This is a genomic window from Treponema sp. OMZ 305, from assembly GCF_024181325.1.
In the GTDB taxonomy this organism is placed as follows: Bacteria; Spirochaetota; Spirochaetia; order Treponematales; family Treponemataceae; genus Treponema.
In genome coordinates this window covers 2,031,827-2,054,728 of sequence record NZ_CP051300.1, presented here as the reverse complement: position 1 = coordinate 2,054,728, position 22,902 = coordinate 2,031,827, and the positions used below count along the sequence as shown (strand labels likewise).

Annotated in this window: 18 protein-coding genes; 9 read left to right on the top strand and 9 right to left on the bottom strand. The window is 46.7% G+C overall.

All coding sequences use genetic code 11. From position 1 onward, the window contains the following. Window positions 1–118: 118 nt before the first annotated feature. Genes ABK01_RS09005 through ABK01_RS08990 form a run of 4 tightly spaced genes read right to left on the bottom strand, consistent with a single transcriptional unit; the run spans window position 119 to window position 7,019 of the window. A complete protein-coding gene (locus tag ABK01_RS09005; RefSeq protein ID WP_253675395.1) occupies window positions 119–1,762 on the bottom strand; it encodes a diguanylate cyclase in 1,644 nt (547 codons plus the stop codon). Continuing rightward, window positions 1,759–3,264 (bottom strand): motility associated factor glycosyltransferase family protein, encoded by a 1,506-nt coding sequence (locus tag ABK01_RS09000; RefSeq protein ID WP_253675394.1) that lies wholly within the window; start codon window positions 3,262–3,264, stop codon window positions 1,759–1,761. The genes ABK01_RS09005 and ABK01_RS09000 overlap by 4 nt, the downstream gene beginning before the upstream one ends. Further along, window positions 3,261–4,715 carry a 6-hydroxymethylpterin diphosphokinase MptE-like protein gene (locus ABK01_RS08995; RefSeq protein WP_212565151.1) on the bottom strand — a complete coding sequence of 485 codons (1,455 nt, stop codon included), beginning with the start codon at window positions 4,713–4,715 and terminating at the stop codon, window positions 3,261–3,263. Before ABK01_RS08995 ends, ABK01_RS09000 begins: the two co-directional genes overlap by 4 nt. A 57-nt stretch (window positions 4,716–4,772) precedes the next feature. Further along, window positions 4,773–7,019, bottom strand: coding sequence for a hypothetical protein (locus ABK01_RS08990; protein ID WP_212565150.1), 2,247 nt, complete (start codon window positions 7,017–7,019; stop codon window positions 4,773–4,775). Between the two features lie 213 nt (window positions 7,020–7,232). Here ABK01_RS08990 and ABK01_RS08985 point away from each other — a divergent pair, with 213 nt between their 5' ends. Both ABK01_RS08985 and ABK01_RS08980 read left to right on the top strand, forming a co-directional pair. Continuing rightward, window positions 7,233–7,682 (top strand): FtsB family cell division protein, encoded by a 450-nt coding sequence (locus tag ABK01_RS08985; RefSeq protein ID WP_212565149.1) that lies wholly within the window; start codon window positions 7,233–7,235, stop codon window positions 7,680–7,682. After that, window positions 7,657–8,205: an L-threonylcarbamoyladenylate synthase gene (locus ABK01_RS08980; protein ID WP_212565148.1), complete on the top strand. Its 549-nt coding sequence runs from the start codon at window positions 7,657–7,659 to the stop codon at window positions 8,203–8,205. The genes ABK01_RS08985 and ABK01_RS08980 overlap by 26 nt, the downstream gene beginning before the upstream one ends. A gap of 248 nt (window positions 8,206–8,453) precedes the next feature. On the opposite strand, the gene ABK01_RS08975 is transcribed toward ABK01_RS08980, so the two are convergent. The 4 genes from ABK01_RS08975 to ABK01_RS08960 are packed head-to-tail and all read right to left on the bottom strand — an operon-like array spanning window position 8,454 to window position 13,235. Beyond that, a complete protein-coding gene (locus ABK01_RS08975; protein WP_253675393.1) occupies window positions 8,454–9,368 on the bottom strand; it encodes a tyrosine-type recombinase/integrase in 915 nt (304 codons plus the stop codon). A 2-nt stretch (window positions 9,369–9,370) separates the two neighbouring features. Continuing rightward, window positions 9,371–11,500 (bottom strand): type I DNA topoisomerase, encoded by a 2,130-nt coding sequence (gene topA / locus ABK01_RS08970; RefSeq protein WP_253675392.1) that lies wholly within the window; start codon window positions 11,498–11,500, stop codon window positions 9,371–9,373. 16 nt (window positions 11,501–11,516) lie between these two features. Then, complete coding sequence (gene dprA, locus ABK01_RS08965; protein WP_253675391.1) at window positions 11,517–12,455, bottom strand: DNA-processing protein DprA; 939 nt, start codon at window positions 12,453–12,455, stop codon at window positions 11,517–11,519. A 60-nt stretch (window positions 12,456–12,515) separates the two neighbouring features. Further along, a complete protein-coding gene (locus ABK01_RS08960) occupies window positions 12,516–13,235 on the bottom strand; it encodes a tetratricopeptide repeat protein (RefSeq protein ID WP_253675390.1) in 720 nt (239 codons plus the stop codon). A 316-nt stretch (window positions 13,236–13,551) separates the two neighbouring features. Here ABK01_RS08960 and ABK01_RS08955 point away from each other — a divergent pair, with 316 nt between their 5' ends. Further along, on the top strand, window positions 13,552–14,808 hold the full coding sequence (locus ABK01_RS08955) for a cation:proton antiporter (RefSeq protein WP_212565144.1): 1,257 nt from the start codon (window positions 13,552–13,554) through the stop codon (window positions 14,806–14,808). A gap of 117 nt (window positions 14,809–14,925) precedes the next feature. Then, window positions 14,926–16,260 carry a C1 family peptidase gene (locus tag ABK01_RS08950; RefSeq protein WP_253675389.1) on the top strand — a complete coding sequence of 445 codons (1,335 nt, stop codon included), beginning with the start codon at window positions 14,926–14,928 and terminating at the stop codon, window positions 16,258–16,260. 142 nt (window positions 16,261–16,402) lie between these two features. On the opposite strand, the gene ABK01_RS08945 is transcribed toward ABK01_RS08950, so the two are convergent. Continuing rightward, window positions 16,403–17,416 carry a polyprenyl synthetase family protein gene (locus ABK01_RS08945; protein WP_253675388.1) on the bottom strand — a complete coding sequence of 338 codons (1,014 nt, stop codon included), beginning with the start codon at window positions 17,414–17,416 and terminating at the stop codon, window positions 16,403–16,405. Between the two features lie 63 nt (window positions 17,417–17,479). Here ABK01_RS08945 and ABK01_RS08940 point away from each other — a divergent pair, with 63 nt between their 5' ends. The 5 genes from ABK01_RS08940 to ABK01_RS08920 all read left to right on the top strand — a co-directional run bounded on the left by ABK01_RS08940 (window position 17,480) and on the right by ABK01_RS08920 (window position 22,895). Next, window positions 17,480–18,076 (top strand): SAM-dependent methyltransferase, encoded by a 597-nt coding sequence (locus ABK01_RS08940; protein WP_212565141.1) that lies wholly within the window; start codon window positions 17,480–17,482, stop codon window positions 18,074–18,076. A 99-nt stretch (window positions 18,077–18,175) separates the two neighbouring features. After that, window positions 18,176–18,448: a hypothetical protein gene (locus ABK01_RS08935; RefSeq protein WP_212565140.1), complete on the top strand. Its 273-nt coding sequence runs from the start codon at window positions 18,176–18,178 to the stop codon at window positions 18,446–18,448. Then, window positions 18,448–18,786: a type II toxin-antitoxin system RelE family toxin gene (locus tag ABK01_RS08930; protein ID WP_253675387.1), complete on the top strand. Its 339-nt coding sequence runs from the start codon at window positions 18,448–18,450 to the stop codon at window positions 18,784–18,786. The genes ABK01_RS08935 and ABK01_RS08930 overlap by 1 nt, the downstream gene beginning before the upstream one ends. An 87-nt stretch (window positions 18,787–18,873) precedes the next feature. Beyond that, window positions 18,874–20,952: an elongation factor G gene (gene fusA / locus ABK01_RS08925; protein ID WP_253675386.1), complete on the top strand. Its 2,079-nt coding sequence runs from the start codon at window positions 18,874–18,876 to the stop codon at window positions 20,950–20,952. Window positions 20,953–21,050: 98 nt separating this feature from the next. After that, window positions 21,051–22,895 carry a methyl-accepting chemotaxis protein gene (locus tag ABK01_RS08920; RefSeq protein WP_253675385.1) on the top strand — a complete coding sequence of 615 codons (1,845 nt, stop codon included), beginning with the start codon at window positions 21,051–21,053 and terminating at the stop codon, window positions 22,893–22,895. Window positions 22,896–22,902 lie beyond the last annotated feature (7 nt).

Genomic DNA, 22,902 nt, shown 5'->3' with positions numbered 1-22,902 from the left:
TTCGGTAAACAGCAACTGCATAATAATAAGAGAATACTACTCTGTCAACCGGCTTTCGGCATGATTTGTGTTAGGGAAACACTGATTAAATGCGCTCCTCGCTTTAATCAGCACTCCCTTAGTTTAACCGTGCGAGACAGCGCCGGTATTTATCCGGGTTAACCCGAAAGGCGACAATGGGATCGCCACCTTCTTCGGTTGCCTTGCCGATTGCCGCCGAGGCTTCTTCGATCATGCGGGGAGCAGGAATAAGCCGTCCCGCTCTTGTAGTAAGACCGATACCGAGTGATTTTTTAACGGAAGCATCTAAAAGCGCATGGATTTCATCATAGAGACTGCTCGCAATTTGCATCGCCTGATCTAAGGGGGCATAAAAAATGATGATACCGAGGGTATCTTTATTAAAAATAAATATCTTATGAATACGATCGAGTGTTGAACGCAGTAAATGGATAATTTGCTGATTATGTGGAAGATCGGGTGCATGGATCAGCATGAGCGTTAAATCTTCTTCGGCAACGGCGGTTTCCGTGATAGCGGTGGTCAATTCTTCGATGAGCGTTGCCTGTTCAAGTGAACGGCTATCGCTGTGCGCTGTATCCGAAAGCGGGGTGTTTTCAAACGTCGTAATCGGCGGTTGTTTGGCTGCTTCTTGGCTTTCATCCGCCGCTTTTAGGGGGTGGGTATGATTTTCAAAGAAGCCGTAGTTTTCTGCGCCGAAGCTCTGGTTGACATCCGATTTCGAGGTATCTGCTGTTTTCTGAATATTCGGTTCAGTGTTTGAGGAGACCGGCTGCTCTGTATCGGCGCCGTCCAGTTCCTCTATCGTACTGTGGTCAAGCTGTATATGTTCTGCGTGTTCCTGAGATTCGGGCGTGGTTTGTTGGGGCTGTTCATCATCGTAAATATGAAGACGGTTTAATGATTCCAGTTGTTCATCTAATGGCAACGAAGGTTCAAATTCATGCGTCTTTACTGTTTGTTCTCCCGTCGTCGGCTCTTCATTAAAGGGAGCATGGTTTTTATAGGTACTCGTATCCTCCTGCTGCAGGGTAGCCGGATTGTCCGTTTCGGTAAAATTTTTCGCTGAAGATGCTGTTTCTTCTTTATCGCAAGCAGCTGTAGCGAGGGGAAGATCGGGTTGAACGGCATCAAAAGCGGTTATATCCGCTTCCGGAGCACGAATTGTATCTTTTAATGCTGATTTTTTTTCTACAGATTTTGGGTTAATGTACGAAAAGATCAGAACTATAACGGTCATCAGCACAATCAGCAGTAATAAAAAGAATACTATTTGACCGCGGTTAAAAACCGTTTCAAGCGGAAGCATTTGGAGCGCTGCATGGACGGTAACGGTAGTACCCATTTCTTTAACCGGAATATGTGTTTGGGCAGCAGTAAAAAAGAGCGGTAGGTTTTTTACTTCGACTATATACTGTTCATTATATGAAAAAATATCGGTGTTTTTCGGCCAGATAAATACGATACCGGCATTATCTCTAATTAAAACTGCTTGAACATATTTGCTGTAGTTACGGCATAGTTGCTCAAGTTGTACTTGCAGCCGGGCAGAATCAGCCTCGTGAACGGATTCCGACAAAATTCCGCCGGTATGCTGAGCAAATATCTTAAAGTTCTTCAACGCTTCCGTTTTTCCCACAGCGGAATCGCTGTAAAGGGTGAAAACAAACCATAGCAAACTTCCAATAATAACAAGCAATGCACATGCGGCATAGACCGACATCAATATTTTTTTCATCATAAATCAGTATACTCCGAAATGAGTTCCGATACAAGTTCCATATCGGTCAAATTTCCTTTTCTATGGGCTTTACACCATGCAAGTGCGGGAAGAAGCGGCATAACGGTATTCAGACTGTTTTGTTTTAAGTTTTCAGTAAAGGATGCAAGGAATGCCGTATACGGGAATTGCTGAAAGTCTGCCCGTTGCCAGCGGATGATACTGTGTTTTTCCGCTTCAAAAGCCGCCCTGTAAGAATCCAAGAGCGGCGTTCGATAGGTGATGCCTTTTGATGTCCGTTCGCTGTAGGTTTCGGTACGGAACATAAGGCGGACAAACGAGTGCTCTTGCGAGATGACGCGCATCGCAGCGTCGGCATATTGGGCTGAAAGATAGGTGCCTCGGCTATACGCCGTGCCGCCGGTATAGGCAAAGTCCATTCCGCTGCATTCGATATGCCGGTAACCGAGCGCTTGTGCCGCATGGTAGGCAGCGACGGCAACGGTGCCGGATCCCGTGGTAAGCGGCGGAATGGGAGAAAAAAGTGCGGCTGTTTGGACGAGCGGGTGCCCGCCTGCCGTAAAGAACAGGGCATTGCCGTTTTCGTAAAATCGGCGCGCTCCGGCTGTGTTAGCTGAAAGGTCGAAAATGCCGATCGTCTCTTTGGGGATAACGCCGATGGTATGCTGATATGAGATATGCTGCGGGTCAATCGCGATGAAGAATTCCGGTGTAATACCGTTTGCGCATACGGCGGGAAAGGCTGTATCGGTACAAAAAACCGTGTACCGCTTCCGATGCTGCTTAAGCAGAACCAATCCTTCTTCCAAGCTTGGGCCTGCCCCCAATATGAGCGCTGTTCGCTTGGTATCCGTGTACGGGTATGCAGGTTTGACGGCGCCCGCGAGACGTAAGTTTAAAAAGATGTTCCGCAGCCAGATTTTTCCGAAATGGACTTGAACCGAAAAATCCGCTTTGATTTTTTCGAGTGCGTGTTCGATTTGCCGCGGTAAATCTGCTATTTGAGCTTTATAGTATTCACTCCATGTTCTTAGAACATAATAACCGAAGGTACCGTGTACGGCCGGTAAATAAGCCGCTACGAGTGCGGTTTCAAAAGCGGCATCGGTACAGGGCGGCAAAAGGAATACCCTGCTGTCGGCTAATAGCTCCGTATAGTCGATGAGCGAAAGCAGCTGTTTGAAGGATTCGTAATCGGATTCCGTAATTGCACAAAATGATTGGGAGGATTTATCTAAAAAAAGTTTGATATGGATGCCGTTCCCCAGTCCGCAAAAAAGCATAAAGCCGACGGAGAACGCGGCAGCGGTGCGTTCTGCTTCCCGTACGGGATTATAGAGGGACTGCAACGCTTGTCCCGATGCAAAGAGCGGCACCGGTTCCCCTGTCTTTGCGGGTGCAGTACCCTTATAAGCAGCCCCTATTTGAGCACGCCGGAGATGTTCTGCGAGTTCCGGCTGTTTGATGTTTATCGCAGCAAGGTTCTTCTCTAGGATCGTCATGCTTTTATCCTTTTAATGAGCGAGCCGAGTACACGGCTGACCTGTTCCGCTAAGTTTGTTTGTGCTTTTGTATCCGTAGGATTTTTTATCACATTACAATAAGCGGTATAGCTGCATAAGACGCATATCTGTTTTTCAAGTGCCGCAGCATCGGTCGCGAGCCGCGCCGGTTCCGTTGCGATTAGTGCAGGGATTTCGGTATTCAGTGTCTTTAACAGGGAGCGGGCAATCCGTGTGCGCTCATTGCGGGAAGGCGCAGGGTGGGGGGCTGCCGAAAGCCGTGTTGCTGTTTGTGCGTTATTGGAACTGCGGGCTGTTAGGTCTATCGGTTTGATATTTGGCAGCGGGGCTCCTCCCGTACCGGCGCGGGCAAGTCTCCGTGCGGATTCCGGCGGCAGCTGCAAAAACCATTGCCGGTAGGTTTCAAGGGATTGCGCGGCAAAGTTTTGGACAGCAAGCGAATCTGCAAGCGGATGGAGTCTATTCGCCGCAGCAAATAAGCGTACGATACTTGCATGGGGGCGTGCATGGGTAAAACCTTTTGCAGCTGCCAAATCGACGCCGGCGAGTATGATGTTTCGGTCTGTATGCCGTAACAGCAGTTCGCAGGCCGTTCCCGTTACCGTGCCGTTTTCTCGGGCTGCAAGCGGTTGCAGGTTTGCCGCCGTAAAGAGCATTGTTTCCAGCGGAGAATTGTAGGAAAGCGGCACGCATGGATGAGTCTCTAATATCGATGCGGGAACGGCCGCTTCGAGTGGAAAGGCGACAGGGACTATTGCAGGCAGCCTATCAAAATGAGGCAATGCCCAGTAGCCGGCGTCGGTACCGATGCAGAGGTCTATCGAGATATCCCGCGCCGTAAGGGCTGTGCACGCTGATGATACTGCAAGGATAGAGTAGGGCGCTACCTGAGCTGCGGTAAGCTGTTCTAAGCTCGGGCCTGCTCCGGCTAAGATAAAATCCCGTTCGCCGAAATGCAGCGTCGCAGGGTGTTCAAGGCCGATAAAATTATTGATGGTGTTTTTAAGCCACTTATTTCCGAAGAAAGATCGGGTGTGCATGATACTAGTAAGTATATCGATTGCATACCGGATATTTTTCCAAACCGTATCTGCCTCATTTGGAAAAGCTTTATCGGCAGCCCTCCAGCTTAAAAAACGGGTTCCTGCCAATTGTTCATCGGGTATGTGAGACAGCAGAAAAAAAGGCAAACTACCGTTTCCCGGCCGCCAGACAGCATCCCAAAGATAATCGGAATCCGAAAAAAGTGTTTCGCTGTAGCGCACCGCAATACGCTTTGTACAAGGAAATTGTGCTTTCAGTACGGGCGCGAGGTAGGATTCTCCCGGCTCCGTTATGATAATAATGGTAGGATTGCCTTCAATGGCAGCGGCAAACTGTTCCGCTTCTTTATTTGGGTTGTATTTTGAATGGAGACGAAAAGGAAGCATGAGGAAGGCAGTTGGCCGCTATGCGGAATTGCATAGCGGCGAAGTGAAATATACGGATTAGGAAATGCCTAATTCTTCAAAGAGGTGCTTGTAGGTTTCAAAATATTCGGACTTAGCAAACTCTTCAATCTTCTTTTCGGGCAATGCCTCTAACAGTTGATCCATATAGGAAAGAACCGATTTAATCTCATTTTTCAGTTCCAATGGAATAGAAATGGTTTCCTGCTTTTTACTCGCAGCTTGTAACAATGTTTCCTGCTTCGGTTCTTCGGGAACTTTTTCGCTTTCTTTTTCCGCCTCAAGATCGGAACTTGTATCTTCAGCGATTGCGTCCAATTCTTCAATTGTATCTTCCGTATCTTCAGATTTGGCTTCTTCGATTTCTTCCGACTCACTTGCAGGAACTTCGGCTATAAAAGGTTCTTCGATAATTTCTTCTTTTATTTCCGCTTCGGCGGTAGTTGAACCGTCTGCAAACGGGTTTCGGAAATCTTCGTCATTTTGAAGTTCGTGGATCGTACGGTCATCTGTTATTTCTCCAGCAGCCATTTTGGTGTCAACCGGTTTCATGTCTTCAGCGGGAACTTCAATCTCTTGCTCCGAGGGAATATCGAAGGATTCTATATTTATATCTTCAAAGTCGGTTTCGTCATCCACAGGCTCAGCTTCTTCGATATCCTCAAGCTCGGCGGCTTCTTGCTGATCTGCCGTATCTCCATCAATAAGCCCCATATCTTCATCCGTAACTTCCGATTGATCATCAAGGTAACTGAGATCTTCCGGCAACGATGTAATGGGGGAAGGCTCTACATTAAAGACCGGATCGGATGCAAGGAGTTTTTCCCCTTCCGTCTCCGGTTCATGATCGCTATTTCTCTCTTCTGAAGAAAGCTCCGCTATACTCTCCTCAAAGGAGTGGTCGGCAGGGGGCTTTTCTTGCATCTCGGGATCAATATCTTTCGTAAGTACAGGCGGTACTTCATAGGTTTCGGTTGTTTCCGCGGAAGATTCCTCATCGGTCGACGCCCGCTCCTCATCTTCACTGTTCCGCTCTTCAGTGAAATCCGCCGTAATAAGGATATTATTTAACTCATCACCGGTGAGTGCAATCGTTTCGTCCGTATCATCATCGCTGAAAAAGCCCGAACTTTCCGCATCGGCGGCTTTGTCTTCTTGGTGGTCACCGGAATCTTTTACCGCTGTTTCGGAAATTGCTTTTGAGTGAGCCGCCATACCCACTTTTAAGCTATTCAGCTCTGCTTTCAGATCGCTGATTTCATGAGCAATTTGCATCAGCAATTCGGTTGCTTTATCTTGTTCAGCGGCAGTGCGTTGAGTAGTTACGACTGTTGTGTCCATAGTTTCTTTTGAATCCTTTTCCGGATTGAGTTTTGCTGTCGCATTTTCCTGTTCGGCGACATGTTGTGTTGAAAGTAAATCTTGTTTAACAGCTTCAATATCATCAAAGAAAGCAGGTTTTTCAGCATCGGGTGATTGTTTGTCGTCTGCACCGAAAATCGGAATATCGACGTTATCTTCTACAACCTGTGAGGACAGCTCCGCAAGCGGCTGCTCTTTAGTCGCTTCATCATCGGCTGTAACGTCAATGTCGAAAACGGCATCTTCTTTTTGCTTGCTGTGTTCGGCTTCTTGTCTTTCGGATGTATCGTCTTTGAGAATATCGTCAAAATCATCGACCACCTCAAAGTCGTCGTCCGATTCGGAGCTTTCAGACGGAGCTGCATCTTCAAAATCTTCAAGAGAAATTTCACTGAAGTTTTCGAGACCTGCTGGCGGTTCATTGTCGCCCGAATGTTTTTCGGTATCATCCGTGATTTCGGTAAAGTCAAGATCTATCGGCTCTTCTTCAACAAAAGTATCAGCTGTTTCTTTAGGCGCTGCTTCGGTAGGGCTGTCATCCGACAAAAAGTCATCCAAATCCAATGACTCAAAACTGTTTTCGTCAAGTGCAATATCGGAAGTATCACTGTCGGTATATGAAGGATCAGGCGTTTCCAGCGGTATTTCGGTTGAAGTATTTGTATCGTTCAACTCCTCAAGTTCGGGCATTTCAGTATCTGCAGCCATATCCGAAAATGAGAAATCATCATCAAAATTTATAGTATCTTGGTCGTTTTCCATGCCGGAAGCGCTCGCCGATTGAAAATCGTCCGAATCGAGCGGTTCGATAGTATCTTTCTTTTTTTTAAGCCATACACCATACATGTCTAATTTTTCAGTGCTCTTACTGTCTATAGAAAAATTGGGATCATATAAATCGTCGGTTTTGTTAAAATTATCCATAAATATTTCTCCACGAAAGCGGTGTTATTATAACATGTATCGGCATTCCCTGTATATAACATGAGCGGAACTCTTATAGGGCGCCTCGAAAAGCCGTGCACATTTTTAGAAAATGTCGACCATCGGTTGGAAAACATATCATCACTTTTCTATTATAGCGTATTTTAAATAAAATTCAAGAAAATATTTATTTTGCCGTTATTAGAAGCGATTATGAAATTTTATTTGAAAGTTATTACGCCGATCTTCGTATTTGCGTTTGTTTATAGTTTTTTGAGTATGTGCTTTGGGGCACGAGGTTTTTTTGCATGCCGTCAGTTAAGACGGCAGCGTGAAGCTCTCGTACAACATGTGCAGCTTTTGTCCGATATTGGGGAAGATCTGAATATCCGTATCGCGAATTTATCCTCAGATCCTCAGACCATTGCTGTGTATGCGCATGAATTAGGCTATGTCCAAAAAAACGAACGGCTTATCAAACTGATGAATTTTTCCGGCGCTGCGGAGCGTACCGAGGATGCCGGTGTCGTATACTTGATTGAAGCTCCCCGCTATTTGCCGGATGCAGTTTGTAAAACGATTGCCGTTTCCATGAGTATTATCGTTATTATGTGCGAGATGATTGTGAGCAAAAAAAATGCGTATTCAAAAAAAAGCTCCTAATTCGGCCGCTGCCGTTGCTGTAGAACTCAAGCGCGGAAATATCGTCATTATTCCAACGGATACGATTTACGGATTTTCCGGTTTGATTGGAAAGACTGCCGAAGCAATTGCCCGCATTAAGGGGAGAGAAGAAAACAAACCGTTTATCGCTCTCATCGCCGAACCGGCGGATATTTACCGCTATACCGATATAAAAATTCCCGAACATATTTTGAACTTGTGGCCTGCGCCGCTCACGCTTATCGTACCGTTAAAAGGGCAGGGGACTCAAGCCTTTCGCTGTCCCGCAGATGAGTGGCTGCGTAGTGTTGTCGCTGCAGCAGGGGATGCAGTGTATTCGACGAGCGTTAACCGTTCGGGAACCCCGCCCCTTACCGATATAGAAGCTATTTGCCGCGAATTTGAGGATTCCGTTTCGTTAATTGTCGATGACGGTAATCTTGAGGGGCTTCCTTCTACTCTTGTGGATTTAAGTTCCGGCACTCCCCGCGTACTCCGCCAAGGCGCTGTTGTGATTGATTAATAAGGATAATCGCATCAAACTGTTTTGCTGTATTTCCCGCAGAATAATGAGGCCGTTCGACCAGAGTTTCACCGCTTTGCGGTTCAAATGGTTTCACAGCCTCATTATTCTGCGATTCTTATGTATAAGTGTCTGATGCGATTACCCTGCTGCAGGGAAAGAAACGTGAAATTTTGGGAAAAATTTTACGCAAAAGGAAGGGAATCGCATCAGATTTTTAATCACCCCGCAAAATAAATAGGCTATACCTACCCATGCGGATGGGCTTTGTGATACAGGTCTTGGAGCTGTGCTGCTGTGATGTGTGTATACCGTTGGGTAGTTGTGATATTGCTGTGCCCCAATAGTTCTTGCACAACCCGTATGTCTGCCCCGCGGGTGATGAACATCGAGGCGAAGCTGTGCCGGAAGGCGTGCGGCGTCAGTTTTTTATAGTTCGGGAGAAGGGCTGTGTACCGATTGATGATGTACCGGATGCCCTGCGTTGTAAGCGCCCCGCCGCGGCAGTTTAAAAAAAGCGCTTCTTCCGCAATTACGGTCTTTAACCCATCCTGTTCTTTTAGGTAGGCAATCAGTTCCGCGCGCTCCGTTAAATAGCGCTGCACTGCTTCCCGTGCAAAGTCCGCAAAGAACACCTTGCGTTCTTTGCTTCCTTTTCCCCGTACGATTGCCCAGCTGCAATCTCCCTTTAAATCCGTTATTTTGAGTCCTTGCAGCTCCGCCGCGCGGCAGCCGGTAGAGTAGAGCGACGAAAAGATCGCCGCATCGCGGGCGTACCATAAAATGCCCGCTTCTTTGGGAAATTCGCAAAAGCGTTCCGCTTCATCGGGAAAGAGGAAGCGGGGCAGCTTGTCCGGCTGCTTGAGGTTGCGGACAACCGCGGCGGGGTTCGTGGTGCAGAGTCCTTTCTGCAGGGCATAGCGGTATAGCCCCCGCACGCAGGAGAGGGTTCGGTTAATGCTTGCCGGTGCGAAATGCCGGTTTCCGAGGTCTGCAACAAAGATGCGTATCTGAGTTCGGGTAACCTCGATAAGGGACAACTCATTGTCCGTAAGCCAATCTGAAAAAAGTTTGAGGTCGTTGCGGTAGGCTTCAATGGTTTTTTCCGAAAAATGCCGCACCCCTGCGCTGTAGGCGAGGTAGTCTTCAAAGACCGTATCCATCGCTAGTCGATATCCCGATCTTCAATGCCTTCGACAACGCTGTGCAGGTAATCGCAATCGGGGTTGACGCAGGCCTTGTAGCTTCCGTTCTTTTTATCGTATTTTTCAACCATGAACCAGCCGCATTTGGGACACACGGCGTTGATAGGCTTAAAATGAGAGATAAAATTGCACTTTGGGAAATTGGTACAGCCGAAGAACTCTTTACCTCGCCCTTTTGCCCGCCGTGATACGATGTCCCCGCCGCAGCCGGGACGTGGGCACTTCGCTAACGGAATGGATTTGGTATTGCGGCATTCGGGGAAGCCTTCGCACGCCAAGAAAAAACCGAAGCGGCCGAGCTTTTTCATCATCCTTTTGCCGCATTTTTCGCAGGTAAAGTTTGTCGGCTCATCGAGTGTTCCTTTCAAACTGCCCAAATGCGCCATCACCGAATCCACCTGTGTGATGAACGGGGTATAAAAGGAGCCGATAATCTTTGACCAGTCGGCATTGTGTTCTTCTATTTCGTCCAGTTTTTGTTCCATACCGGCGGTAAAGTTGACATCGATCACATCGTTGAAGTTTGCGACTAATAGATCATTGATGATTCTGCCGAGCTGAGTAGGAACAAGCTGTTTGTTGGAGCGGTTGACGTAGTAACGGTCGAGCAATACCGAAATAATCGGCGCATACGTTGAGGGGCGCCCGATGCCTTTTTGTTCCAGCATTTTAACGATACTTGCATCGGTATAACGGGCTGGCCCCTGCGTAAAGTGCTGTTCGGGCGTAAGGCTGTCCACCGTCAGGGTGTCGCCGGTTTTTAACGCCGGCAATGCCTTGCCTTTTTCTTCTTTTGAAAGGAGAAGATTGAGCACGGCGTAGAAGCCTTTGTCCGTTACCTTGGTAGAAACCGTTCTAAAGACCGCATCTCCGGCGGAAATTTCATAGCTGAGCGTTTCCGTCTTTGCGCCGGTCATCTGGCTTGCGGTAAAGCGTTCCCAGATAAGGGTATAGAGGCGCAGCTGGTCGCGGTTGAGGTAGTCTTTCAGATAGTCGGGCGTATAACTACAGTATGTGGGGCGGATACCTTCGTGGGCATCCTGCGCTTTTGCGCCGACGCTGTAAAAATTGGTTTTTTCCGGTAGATAGGCGGGATACTGCTCGCCGATCCACTTGCGGACTTCCGCAAGGGCAACGTCGGAGATACGCACAGAGTCGGTACGCATATAGGTGATTAACCCGACGCGGCTTGAACCGACGGCAATACCTTCGTACAGCTGCTGCGCAATCTGCATTGTTTTACGGGAGGTAAAGCCGAGCCGATTCGCTGCCGTTTGCTGCATCGTAGAGGTTGTGAATGGAGGTTTAGGATGGATGGTCTTTTGGGTGCTTTTGACATCGGTAACCGTTGCTTCTTTTCCATTCAATACATCAATGATAGCCTGTACTTCACGCTCATTTTTTAACGCAGGTTTTTCTCCTTTATATAACGCGAGCTGGGCATCAAAGGCGGTTTTTCCTTTTTTAAAGGCGCCTTCCAGCGTCCAAAATTCTTCGGGGATAAAATTTTCCACCTCCGCTTCCCGTTCACAGATGAGGCGCAGCGCAACCGACTGTACCCGCCCTGCGGAAAGTCCGTTCTTTACTTTTTGCCAGAGCAGGGGCGAAAGGTTATAGCCGACAAGCCGGTCGAGTACGCGGCGGGCTTTTTGCGCGTTGACCTTTGCCTCGTCGATATCCATAGGATTTTGCACGGCGGTTTTAATTGCCTGCGGGGTGATCTCGTTAAAGACGATACGGTTTATCGGCACATTTTCGCATTTTTCCCGTATCGCATGGCAGAGGTGATAGGCGATAGCTTCCCCTTCGCGGTCATTATCACTGGCGAGAAAGACGTGTTTGGCGTTCTTTGCATCTTGCTGCAGTTCTTTGAGTAACTTGGCTCTACCTCGTACGGTGATATATTCGGGCTGGAAGCCGTGCTCGATATCGATTGCGATACGAGACTTCGGTAAATCGATCAAGTGCCCCATCGAAGCCTTAACCGTATAGCCGTTGCCCAAATATTTTTCGATTGTTTTTGCTTTTGCCGGCGATTCTACGATAATCAAGTTTGTTTTTTTCGTTTTTGCCGCGGTTTTTTTCGCCATTTATCGTGCTCCTTTCTTAAAACAAAGGTAGTTGTGTCTGTTGCTCTCTCTGCAAATATTGCAAAGTTGGGTTTGCCCATTCGCGTAAAAGGTCGCCGGCATGTTCAACCGGAATTGCCCCGTCCTCAGCAAGTTTTTTACAGCCGGTATTCTGCACGGAATCCTGCAGTCCGCCGTATATGCACACGTCGCGTCCTTGCTCAAGGGCAAAGTCAGCCGTAATGAGCGCTCCCGATTTTGTCGGCGCTTCGACGACAACGGTTGCGCGGGCTAACCCCGAAATGATTCGGTTACGCTGCGGAAAGCGATAGGCAAGCGGCAGTTCCCCGGGCGCATATTCGCTGAGGATGCATCCGCCCGTTTCGAGTATCCGGCCTGCGAGCCGTGCATTGCTCTGCGGATAGAGCCGGTCAAGCCCGCAGGCGAGTACAGCTGTCGTTAGGCCGCCGCCTTCCAAGGCTCCCCGATGAGCAAAAGTGTCGATGCCGCGTGCCAGCCCCGAAATAACGGGAATACCGACGTGCCCGCATTCGGCGCCTAGCTGCAGTGCCGCTTTAATGCCGTTCCCTGTCGGGCGGCGCGTACCGACAATTGCTACTGCGGGCGTATCGGCTTGCGGTAAGACGCCGCGGTAGTATAGCAAGAAAGGCGCATCGGGGATTTCCCGCAGCAGGGGGGGGAAGTCGGGATCATCGTAAAACGTCATGTTGATTCGGCAATACTTCATCAGCGACTCGGCTCTTTCCACTGCCTGCGGCAGCTGTTCGGGTTTATAACTGCGCGTGCGGAGTGGTCGCTGTATCATCCGGCTGAGCGTATCTATTGAACTTACTGTAAGTGCTTGCGAAGTGTCAAGCGTGCGGGCAAGTAAAAGCCTCTCGCTGCCTTTGAGAAAAGAGCAATAAGAGAGGGCTATGTAGAGTTTCCGCTTTTCGGAATCGGTTGTTGTGTTCATCAAAGTATGTGAGAATCCTGTTGTTTACTGCTTATTACCGCATAGCCGACCGTCAAAGCCTTAGCGCCGCGCATTTTCTACAAAAGCTTTATTCCGTTCGGCGTCGGCGCGCTGTTCGGCGCTCCCGCTCGTTTTGATAATGCGGTCGTAGGCGGCAATCGCTTTTTCATATTGACCGGTCATGTAATAAGCGCGCCCGAGGATGAACAGGGAGTCCAGCGGCTTTTTTTCGCGGGCGGCAACCGGTTCCATAATTGTGATGGCATCTTCCGGCCGGTTCAATTCAAAAACGTAGAGAACGGACAGTGCATACACCGCCCGCGTATACGTGGGGTCGAGCTCCACCGCGCGCTTATAGGCGGAGACCGAGAGGTCGAAATAAGATTGCCGTTCGCCGAGGCTCATATTCGGGTAATCGAGGGTACTTTTTGCGATGATAGCGGCGCATACGCCGATTTGATAAAACACATGCTGATTTTCCGGAAAGTATTCCAATGCGCTGCGGAAGGATTCAATTGCTTTTTTGTACATCTTTTTATCCATGTACCGGCGTCCCAGGATTTTGTACCAAATACCGACCCGCTGTTCCATGGTCAGAATATCGTTGATCTTTCCTTGATATTTTTGGATGGCTGATTGCAATTCTTCTATAGAAGAGGGATTCTTAACACCCATCTCCATATCCTGCATTCGCCGTATAAAGGCGTTATCCTTACAGGCGACGCAAAGAAAAAGAACGGAACACAGTAGACCAATATACGGAATTTTTTTTGATTTCATATATATCTTCATATTGACATATTTATATATCTTTGTCCGATTGTCAATATTACGGCGGCGGCAAAGGGCATCAGACGGTTTTGGAAATCTTGCGGTTCCTTTGCTTTTTAACTATAATATGCCCTCAGAATCGGGAAACGCCGGTTAATTCGAGGAGTGTAAATAAAAGCCGTACAGATAGCACGACTTTTATTTACACAAGTTTGCTCAAACGCAAACTTGTATATCATCTGCACGTTCTCGCTTCGTTGCGAACGTGCGTAAAAAGTCAATCGAAAGTTGATACTTTCTTCTTGACTTTTTATGGGAGTTGTTTATGTCTGCTAAGGAAATACCGATTGAAGAAATCGCGCTGCAAATTGTTCTTTCCATTGGAATTATCGTTATCGCTGCAAAGTATCTGGGACTTCTTGCTAAAAAAATCAATATTCCGCAGGTTGCAGGGGAAATTGTTGCAGGACTTTTCTTACGCTATCTACCTTTTTTCCGTAACTTTGGCGGGGTCGAACCGAATATTATCTACGCTGAAACCAACCAGTTTATCGAATATATGTCCGAAATCGGCGTTATCCTGATTATGTTCTCCGCCGGCTTGGGAACTAATTTAAAATCGCTTGTTAAATCCGGTGTAAAATCCACCGTGATTGCTGCATGCGGTGTTATCGTACCATTGGTTCTAGGTACGGTTATGGCGTTAGGTTTTTGGGGGTTTGACGGCTTCGGGACACCGGTATTTTATCAGGCGCTGTTCATCGGTACTATTTTAACGGCAACTTCGGTCAGTATTACCGTCGTTGCATTGAAAGAGTTAGGGAAAATAAATTCGGAAGTCGGTCAAACAATTATCAGCGCTGCAATCATCGATGATGTATTCGGTATCATTGTATTAACGGTTGTCCTCGGTGCAAGTTCCGGTAAGGGCGACTACCTCGGGCTTATGATAAAAACGGCAGCATTCTTTGCCGCTTCGTTGGTTGTGGGATATCTGATTTACCGAATTTTTAAATGGTATGATGGCCGACACCCGCATTCCCAGCGTATTCCGATTTACGGGTTGGGAGTCGCGTTGATTTTTGCCTACTGTACCGAACGTTTCTTCGGTATCGCCGATATTACCGGGGCTTATGTTGCAGGGGTTGTATTTTGCAATTTGCATGATGCCTCCTATATGGAGAGAAAAATAGACATCAATTCGTATATGTTTTTTAGCCCACTCTTTTTTACTGCTATAGGACTTAAAACGGACTTAAGCGGACTGAATATGAGCTTGATATGGTTTTCGATCGCCTTTGTGCTTGTCGGTTGTATCACCAAAATAATCGGCTGCGGCGGTTCGGCACTGGCTTTGGGCTTTAAGCGGCAGGAATCGCTCCAGATAGGGCTGGGAATGATGGTGCGCGGTGAGGTGGCTCTCATCGTAGCTCAAAAGGGACTCGCTGTCGGTATGGTTCAGGCTGAATATTTTGCACCGGTTATTTTGCTGATTATTGTTTCTTCTATGATTGTGCCTATTTTGCTGGGAAAAGCTTTTTCGGAAAAGAACCTGCCTCCGGCTGGGACAACCGCCGTATAGAAAGAATTATCGATGGCACCGTAAAAACATATCCTATTTTTTTTAATTATCGGGAAGCGGAAAGCTAACCGCAATATGGTATACTAAGGAAGTGCTGATTAAAGCGAGGAGGTATATATGAATATTTCACCGGAACTTTTAAAAAAGTTTGAGCGCGACTATCGCGCAGAGCCGTCGAATACGGTTATTGCAGGGGCTGTCGCTAAGAGCGGCATCGAGGATGCATCGTTTAACTATGATGTCCGCCGCCGCCACAATTTTTGTTTTTCGCACGAAACAGAGCGCGGAGAAATTACCAATCAAAAGAAGAGCGGGCGCTGTTGGATGTTTGCTTCGCTGAATGCCGCCCGTGTAGAAATAATGAAAAAGCTCAACCTTGAAACCTTTGAGCTTTCCCAGAACTACACGCTATTTTGGGATAAACTTGAAAAATCCAATTATTTTTTTGAAAGCATTTTGGAAACCCTTGACGAACCGCTTGAAGGGCGGCTGCTGGCGCATTTGCTGGCTAATCCTATTCAAGACGGCGGACAGTGGGATATGTTTTCCGGTATCCTGCAAAAATACGGCGCCGTGCCTAAGGATGTAATGCCCGAGACCTTTCATTCTTCCGATACACGCTTTTTTGTTGCCGAATTAACCCATCGTCTCCGCAAATACGCACAGCTGTTGCGAGCCGGGCATAAGGCAGGAAAGGCTATCACAGCGCTCCGTGCAGACAAGGAAATCTATCTTTCGCATGTATACAGCTTTTTGGTTAAGGCGCTCGGTGAACCTCCTCGCGTATTCGACTTTGAATGCCGCGATAAGGATAAGAAGTTTCATAAAGCGGAGCAGATTACCCCGCAGCAGTTCTTTAAAGAGTATGTCGGCTGGGATTTAAACAATAAAATCAGCTTAATCAATGCGCCCACGGCGGATAAGCCTTACGGCAGAGCCTACACGGTAAAATTCCTCGGTACCGTGAAAGAAGCGGAACCTATTCACTATATCAACGTGCCGATCGAAGTGCTTAAAACGGCGGCTATTGAATCGATTAAAGCCGGTAAACCCGTTTGGTTCGGTTGCGATATGGGGCCGTATATCTGCCGCCCCGAAGGTATTATGGACACGGAAGTATACCTCTACGATAAAACGCTCGGCGAACTGCCTGAATTTACCAAAGCGGAACGGCTCGATTACGGCGATAGCCTCCTTACCCACGCAATGGTGCTCACCGGCGTCGATCTTGATAAATCCGGTAAGCCGATTAAATGGCAGGTAGAAAATTCGTGGGGTGATGAATCGGGCAAAAAGGGGATGTTCTCGATGTCCGATGCGTGGTTCGATGAGTATACCTATCAGATTATGGTAGAAAAGACCTTTGTCGATCAAAAATGGCTCGACGCCTTAAAACAGCCGCTTGTTCAGCTTGAACCATGGGATCCGATGGGAGCGCTGGCGCGGGGGTAGGAAAACGGGTTATCACTCGGATTTTTATTCGTGTGGAGAGTTTAATACCCCGATGCTTGCGCCGGGGCTGTTGATTACAGGGCATCTCTAAAAAGCTAAACCGAGTCTTTAGAGATGCTATGCTTTAAGCAGTTATCGATTTTTAAAAAGTTTTCCGTCCCTGCATAAGGTTAAAAAGCGCTTCAAACATCTCTTTTGCAGCGCTGCCGTACCGTGTGTCAAGCTGTTCCAGTACGGAATCGATCTTTTTCTTTCCTTGAATTTCCGCGTCGGTAATCGAACCGCTTGAACTCAACAATGCTATCGCTTTTTCTACCGCAGGGGAATTGATACCGTTCCGCCGCGCCTGCTCAAAATAAGCGGTAAGGGCTGCCGCATCTTCGGGATGTTTTTCGATATGCAGTATTGCGGGCATACTCTTTTTTCCTTCTACAATATCGTCGCCGCGTTTTTTTCCGGCATTTCCCGTGCTGATATTTTTTACATCGTCGAGTATCTGAAAGCCGACTCCAACCCTTGTAAAAAGCGCTGCAAAAGATTGGCTTTCTTCATGTTTTTTTCCGGCAGCGCGCATACCGGTATAGGCGGCAAGTGCGGCAAGCGCCCCTGTCTTTAAACTGATCATTCGTTCATAATCCTGCCGCGAAGGAAAAAAACCGGCAGTCCGATGCCAGTGGATATCGAGCGCCTGTCCTTCATGCAGGGCTCGGATATGCGTAAGCGCTGCGCCATATAAATCGAGCTTTATGCTTGCAGGAGCCTGATAGCTTTCAAGCGATTGCAATGCTCGAAAGTAAAGCCAGCTCCCCGAATTGAGCGCCGAATCGAGCCCGTAGGCTACGTAAGCGGCAGGCTTTCCCCGGCGCAGTTCTGAATTGTCTTCTATATCATCATGAATAAGACTTGCCGTATGGATTCCTTCGACCAGCGGCGTAAGTGTGTAGATATCCTCGTTTTTGCCCTCTGCAAGCTGATAGGCAAGAACAGTGAGCAGCGGTCTCCAGCGTTTTCCGCCGCCGGATACCAACGAGGCGCATGGAGCGGATAGAAGTGCAATAGGATTTTGTTCCGTAGCGGATTCCGGTACATCGGATAAAAATGCAATATGCAGCGCGCGTTCAATCTTTTCAAGCCGTTGCTTAAATTCATCATTCATACTACTATTATATCTTATATTTTATTGATAGAGAACTACTCTTTTGGGGTAAAAAAGGAACAGATGGGAAATCAGTATCGGGAACCGGACTATTGGTCGCGTAAGGCTTTTGCGGAAGGCTATCCTGCGCGGTCGGTTTATAAATTGGAAGAAATGCAAAAAAAGTTTAATCTATTTGGAAAAAACGACAGCGTGCTTGACCTCGGCGCCGCGCCGGGAAGCTGGACAACGTTTTTGCTTAGGTTTCTTTCTCCGGAAGGGCGCGTGTGCGCAGTTGATTTACAGCCGCTTTCGGAGTCGATACAGGATATGCGGCTTTCGTTTTTCCAAGGGGATCTGACAGCGGCGGCCATGGCTGCTGCGGTAAAAAGCTGCGGCCCCTACCGTTCCGTTATCTGCGATGCGGCGCCCGCAACCACCGGCAATAAAACCGTCGACACTGCCCGCTCTGCCGCCCTTGTCGATATGGCGCTTTACTATGCCGAAACACAACTTGAAGCTCACGGCAGCTTTGTCGTTAAAATATTTCAAGGCGGCAGCGAGCAGCAATACCTACAGCAGATGCGGAAGTTGTTTAAAACCGCCCGCGCCTTTAAACCGGAAGCATGCCGCCGCAGCAGCTTCGAAACCTACCTACTCGGCTTGGATTTTAAAGGGTAAACGCATCAAATCATTTTGACTATAGTGCAACATAATTTTATAGGTAATACTTGACTATATAGAAAAATATGTATTATTATATATTCAGGAGATGCTGAAATGTTAGTGGAAACTGCTCAAATTATGCCGATAACCTTGTTGCAGAAAACTCTTACGCAGACTGTCAGAAAGATTTCTGAAGACAAACAGCCGATTTTTATTATGAAAAACAATGTTATGGAAGCTGTTATGATTCCATTCGACCGTTACGAAAAACTTTCAGAATTAGAAGAACTTGCAGAACATAAAGAAATTTTTTCGATGGTTCAAGACAGACTGAAGCATTATGATTCTTCAAAGACAGTCAGCTTGTCATCGTTGAGAAATAAATAATGACAAAAAAATGGGAAGAAAAACGAGAGCAATTCGAAAAAATCCAATTAATTCCGGAAGCTGCTGAAGAATATAATAATTTGGATGGCAGTATCAAAATTGAGGTTGATAAAAAATTCGTAAAACTTGATAAAAATCCTTTTCTTGGTCTTCCATTAGGCAATAAAGCTGATATGGATTTGACAGGTTTTTATAAACTTTATGCCTGTGGAAAAAGTGTTCGTATTGTTTATCGACTTCTGACTCCGGAAAAAGTAGAAATCATAGAAATTTGGGGAATCGGAAAACGTGAGAATATGAAAGTTTATAAAGATGTAGATCACAGAAAAAACGAATGACAGTTCTCTATTATTTCCTTGACAACTCCTATCACTAGCCCTTACAATATATATAAATATTTTTAACATCATAAGAGGAGCTTCGTGATGGGAATTGGAACAGAAAATATAAGAACAATTGCGATTGCAGGGCATGGACAGTCCGGCAAAACAACGCTTATTGAAAATCTTGCGGCAGTAACGGGTACAATTGCACGGGCGGAAACGGTTGCAGGCGGCAAAACAGTCAGCGACTACACCCCCGAAGAAATAGAGCGGAAAATTTCGATATATTCGGCACTAGTGTCGACAAACTGGAACGATACGGTTATCAATTTCTGGGATACTCCCGGCTCTTCGGACTTTATTGGCGAGGTTATCGCTGCCTTCCGGTCGGCGGAAACGGGATTGATGGTACTCGATGCAAAATCGGGAGTACAGATTGAAACTATTAAATACTGGCGGGACCTTGACCGCCGGAATAAACCCCGCTTGGTTTTTGTTAATAAAATGGATGAAGACCGCGCCGACTTTGATCACGCAATGCAAGATGTAAAAACTCAGTTTAAGGCTGATGTGTTTGCGGTTACCTTCCCGATCGGGAAAGGCGCCGAGCTTACCGGTATTGTCGATGTATTGCACGGTGTAGCATATCAAATAGATTCAAACGGGAAAGAAAAAGAAATACCTATTCCCGATTCGGAAAAAAAACGATACGAAGAAATGCGCGAGGTGCTCGCAGGAGCTGCAGCGGAAGGCGATGAAGATTTATTAGTAAAGTTCATCGACGAAGGAGAACTCAGCAGCGATGAAATTGCGAAAGGACTCACACTTGCGATGAAAAACAATAGAATCGTGCCGATCTTTGCCGGAGCCGCGCAAATGGGACTCGGTTTAACGGCGATTTTACGTTTTATCACAGAGATTTTACCCTCTCCGGCCGGTTGTTTGGAACGCGCAGTAAAAGGTGAAGAAGAGTGTACCATCAAGATCGATCCGGAGCCTGCGTTCTCCGGCTTTATCGTTAAAACTGCAAACGACCAGTTTTCGGGGCGGCTTTCGTACATCAAAGTTATTACCGGCACGCTCGTATCGGACGCAGAGGTATATAACATCAACGAACAAAAGAAAGAACGGGTCGGTAAGTTATACCGCGCTGCAGGAAAGAAACTGACCGAAGTAAAGGAACTTGCCGCCGGAGATGTCGGCGTTGCGGTTAAACTCGCAGCGGCAAAAACCAACGATACCCTCGCTGCATCTCAAGACTGTCCACCGTTTGTAAAACTGCGCAATCCCGATCCTATCTATTCGCTTGCGGTAGCCGCCGTCGATAAGAAAAACGATGACAAACTTGGCGAACAGCTGCTCCGCGCCTGCGAAGAAGACATGACGCTCTCTTTTGTCTATAATCCCGAAACAAAGCAAAACGTATTCTCCGGCATGGGAGACTTGCATACATCCATCGTACTTGACCGTATCAAGAAGCAGACAAAGATTGAAGTACAAACCTCTATTCCCCGCATTGCTTACCGCGAAACCATTCGGCAAAAAGCGCAAGCGGAATATACACATAAAAAGCAATCGGGTGGACACGGTCAGTTCGGGCGGGTCGTACTGGCGATTGAACCGCTGGAGCGTGGTGCAAAATACAGCTTTACCAACGCGGTATTCGGCGGGGCGATTTCCAAGGGTTACATTCCCGGTGTCGAAAAGGGTGTAAAAGAAGCGATGGAAAACGGCGTTATGGCGGGTTATCCCGTTGTCGATGTCGGTACGACGGTATTGGACGGTAAAGAGCATCCGGTAGACTCTTCGGAAATGGCCTTTAAGATCGCCGCCCGAAACGCATTTAAAAATGCAATGCGCAATGCGGGGCCGATTCTGTTGGAACCGATTATGAATTTAACGGTCTACGTGGAAACTGCCTACCTCGGCGATATTATGAGTGATCTATCTTCGCGCCGCGGTCGGATACTCGGTCAATCTCAGCTTGCAAATGGTATTGAAGAAATCCGCGCACAAGTACCGCACAAAGAACTGCTTCGTTACGCTATCGATCTGAGGTCGATGACCAGCGGAACCGGTTCTTTTGAGATGTCGTTTGACCATTACGACCCGATATCCGGTAAGATTGCCGATGAGGTAGTCGCTGCGGCGAAAACCTTTATAGAGGAACAGGAAGAATAACACCGATAGATAACGCTGATGAAGGCTATCCTTTATCAGCGTTTATTGTATAGAGAGATAGAGAGAAAGCCGCACATATATACAGAAAGGAGAGTATTATGGCAGAAACAACAGCAATGCTGGAGCATCAAAATCCCCCTAAACGAATTCTTATTTTTGATTTATGCACAAACCTCGGATGGATAGCAGCTAATTTTGTGACATCACCCTTTGTAGGGAGTACCGGTAGTTTAAGCGAAGTTGTCAGAACAAAAGCTTTTATCATCGGCGTAGCATTGGCGGCAATTAATCCTATTATAAAACAGAGGTTGTTATTCCCTGCAATCATGAACTGGGAAGAAGATGCTGATAAGGCAAAAAGATGTATTTTGCTGTATTCAAAATTATTATTGGCATGCCCGCTCATTATAGCGTTCATCTTTCCGCTTTTCATTTCCTATGAAATGAGATTATTCCAAGACACCGGCATCTTTTTATCGGCAATATTCAGTACAATCGGAAATATTTTTTTAATCGGCGGATTATTTTGTGCAAGTACCATTAGAAGTTTTGAAAAATGGGTATCGTTCGTTCCGCTCGAAGAAGACAGCATCACGCTTTCTATGTTAAATCGAGTAGCGCTGATGTCCGTTACCTGTATTGTCGCGGTAGTTCTTTTAGTGCTTGCGCCGGTTGTACGGTACCAGCAACATGATACCCATACCAAGTTGATTACAGCAGTCTTACCGCTTTTTATATACGGTTTAGTTTTTTCAGTATTTAATTTATTGACCATCATACGTTCATTTGAAAGAAGAATAGCATTGATACAGCAAATTGTCAGAAAATTAGCAAACGGAGATTATCGGCAAGAAATGCTTAGTGCATGGACGCGGGATGATATAGCTCTTTTATTATTAGACTTTAATAAATTACTCACATTTAATAAAAACTTCTTAAAAGAGTTGAATGAAAGCGTTACCGTTTCAACTCATACGGCAGAGGCACTGTCTTCTAATATGAAGATAACCTCTGCATCTGCTGAGAAGATCGGTGAAAGTGTATCTTTTGTGCGAGACCATATTCAAGAACAGTCGAGCGGCGTTTTAGAGATGCAGGAAAGTCTTCGTCAAGCAATAGAAAATATTGAAGATCTTGATAACAGTATTGAAACACAATCGACTTCCATCAGCCAAGCAGTTCTTGTTATTGAACGGATGGTTGCCGATATTCAGTCGGTTACCCGTACGATAGAAAACACCTTTGATTCGATTAAACATTTAAATACTGCTGCCGATGCCGGCAATGCAGCGGTCTCGAATGCTCATACGATTGTAAAAAATATCAGTGAACAATCCGAAGGATTACTTGAAGCAAGTAATGTTATTCAACATATTGCAAGTCAAACCAATTTGCTTGCAATGAATGCTGCTATTGAGGCTGCTCATGCAGGAGATGTCGGAAAGGGGTTTGCCGTTGTTGCCGATGAAATCAGAAAACTTGCAGAAGAATCAAGTGCTCAGGGAAAGAATATCACCACAGTACTCAAAACACTGAAAGAAAAAATTGAAGAGCTTAATTCGGTTGCAGAAGCAACTTCTGTGCAATTTGCAGAAATTATGCGGCAGCTTTCGACAGTCAATAGCGGCAGTAATACCATTATGGAATCGGCGACTAAACAAAACGACGGCAATACGCAAGTACTCGAAGCCGTTAAAGAAGTCAATGCCATAACGGCGCAGGTTAAGCAAAGCTCTGTACAAATACGTTCAGGTAATACGGAAGTCGGTAAGGAGATGGCAAAGCTGGTTGAAATTTCTCAAAACATCGACAGCACTATAAGCAGTGTAAGCGGCGATACTGAACGAATTAGAAAGGTTATCGATGAGGTAAGCGCCGGTAGCGCACAGAACCGAAAAGCGGCACAGAGTGTCATGAAGTATCTGAACCAACTTTCGCTGTAATTAAAAA

Coding starts and splice junctions, on each gene's coding strand:
- ABK01_RS09005 (WP_253675395.1), bottom strand. CDS start 1,762: ATGATGAAAAAAATATTGATGTCGGTCTATGCCGCATGTGCATTGCTT.
- ABK01_RS09000 (WP_253675394.1), bottom strand. CDS start 3,264: ATGACGATCCTAGAGAAGAACCTTGCTGCGATAAACATCAAACAGCCG.
- ABK01_RS08995 (WP_212565151.1), bottom strand. CDS start 4,715: ATGCTTCCTTTTCGTCTCCATTCAAAATACAACCCAAATAAAGAAGCG.
- ABK01_RS08990 (WP_212565150.1), bottom strand. CDS start 7,019: ATGGATAATTTTAACAAAACCGACGATTTATATGATCCCAATTTTTCT.
- ABK01_RS08985 (WP_212565149.1), top strand. CDS start 7,233: ATGAAATTTTATTTGAAAGTTATTACGCCGATCTTCGTATTTGCGTTT.
- ABK01_RS08980 (WP_212565148.1), top strand. CDS start 7,657: ATGCGTATTCAAAAAAAAGCTCCTAATTCGGCCGCTGCCGTTGCTGTA.
- ABK01_RS08975 (WP_253675393.1), bottom strand. CDS start 9,368: ATGGATACGGTCTTTGAAGACTACCTCGCCTACAGCGCAGGGGTGCGG.
- topA (WP_253675392.1), bottom strand. CDS start 11,500: ATGGCGAAAAAAACCGCGGCAAAAACGAAAAAAACAAACTTGATTATC.
- dprA (WP_253675391.1), bottom strand. CDS start 12,455: ATGAACACAACAACCGATTCCGAAAAGCGGAAACTCTACATAGCCCTC.
- ABK01_RS08960 (WP_253675390.1), bottom strand. CDS start 13,235: ATGAAATCAAAAAAAATTCCGTATATTGGTCTACTGTGTTCCGTTCTT.
- ABK01_RS08955 (WP_212565144.1), top strand. CDS start 13,552: ATGTCTGCTAAGGAAATACCGATTGAAGAAATCGCGCTGCAAATTGTT.
- ABK01_RS08950 (WP_253675389.1), top strand. CDS start 14,926: ATGAATATTTCACCGGAACTTTTAAAAAAGTTTGAGCGCGACTATCGC.
- ABK01_RS08945 (WP_253675388.1), bottom strand. CDS start 17,416: ATGAATGATGAATTTAAGCAACGGCTTGAAAAGATTGAACGCGCGCTG.
- ABK01_RS08940 (WP_212565141.1), top strand. CDS start 17,480: ATGGGAAATCAGTATCGGGAACCGGACTATTGGTCGCGTAAGGCTTTT.
- ABK01_RS08935 (WP_212565140.1), top strand. CDS start 18,176: ATGTTAGTGGAAACTGCTCAAATTATGCCGATAACCTTGTTGCAGAAA.
- ABK01_RS08930 (WP_253675387.1), top strand. CDS start 18,448: ATGACAAAAAAATGGGAAGAAAAACGAGAGCAATTCGAAAAAATCCAA.
- fusA (WP_253675386.1), top strand. CDS start 18,874: ATGGGAATTGGAACAGAAAATATAAGAACAATTGCGATTGCAGGGCAT.
- ABK01_RS08920 (WP_253675385.1), top strand. CDS start 21,051: ATGGCAGAAACAACAGCAATGCTGGAGCATCAAAATCCCCCTAAACGA.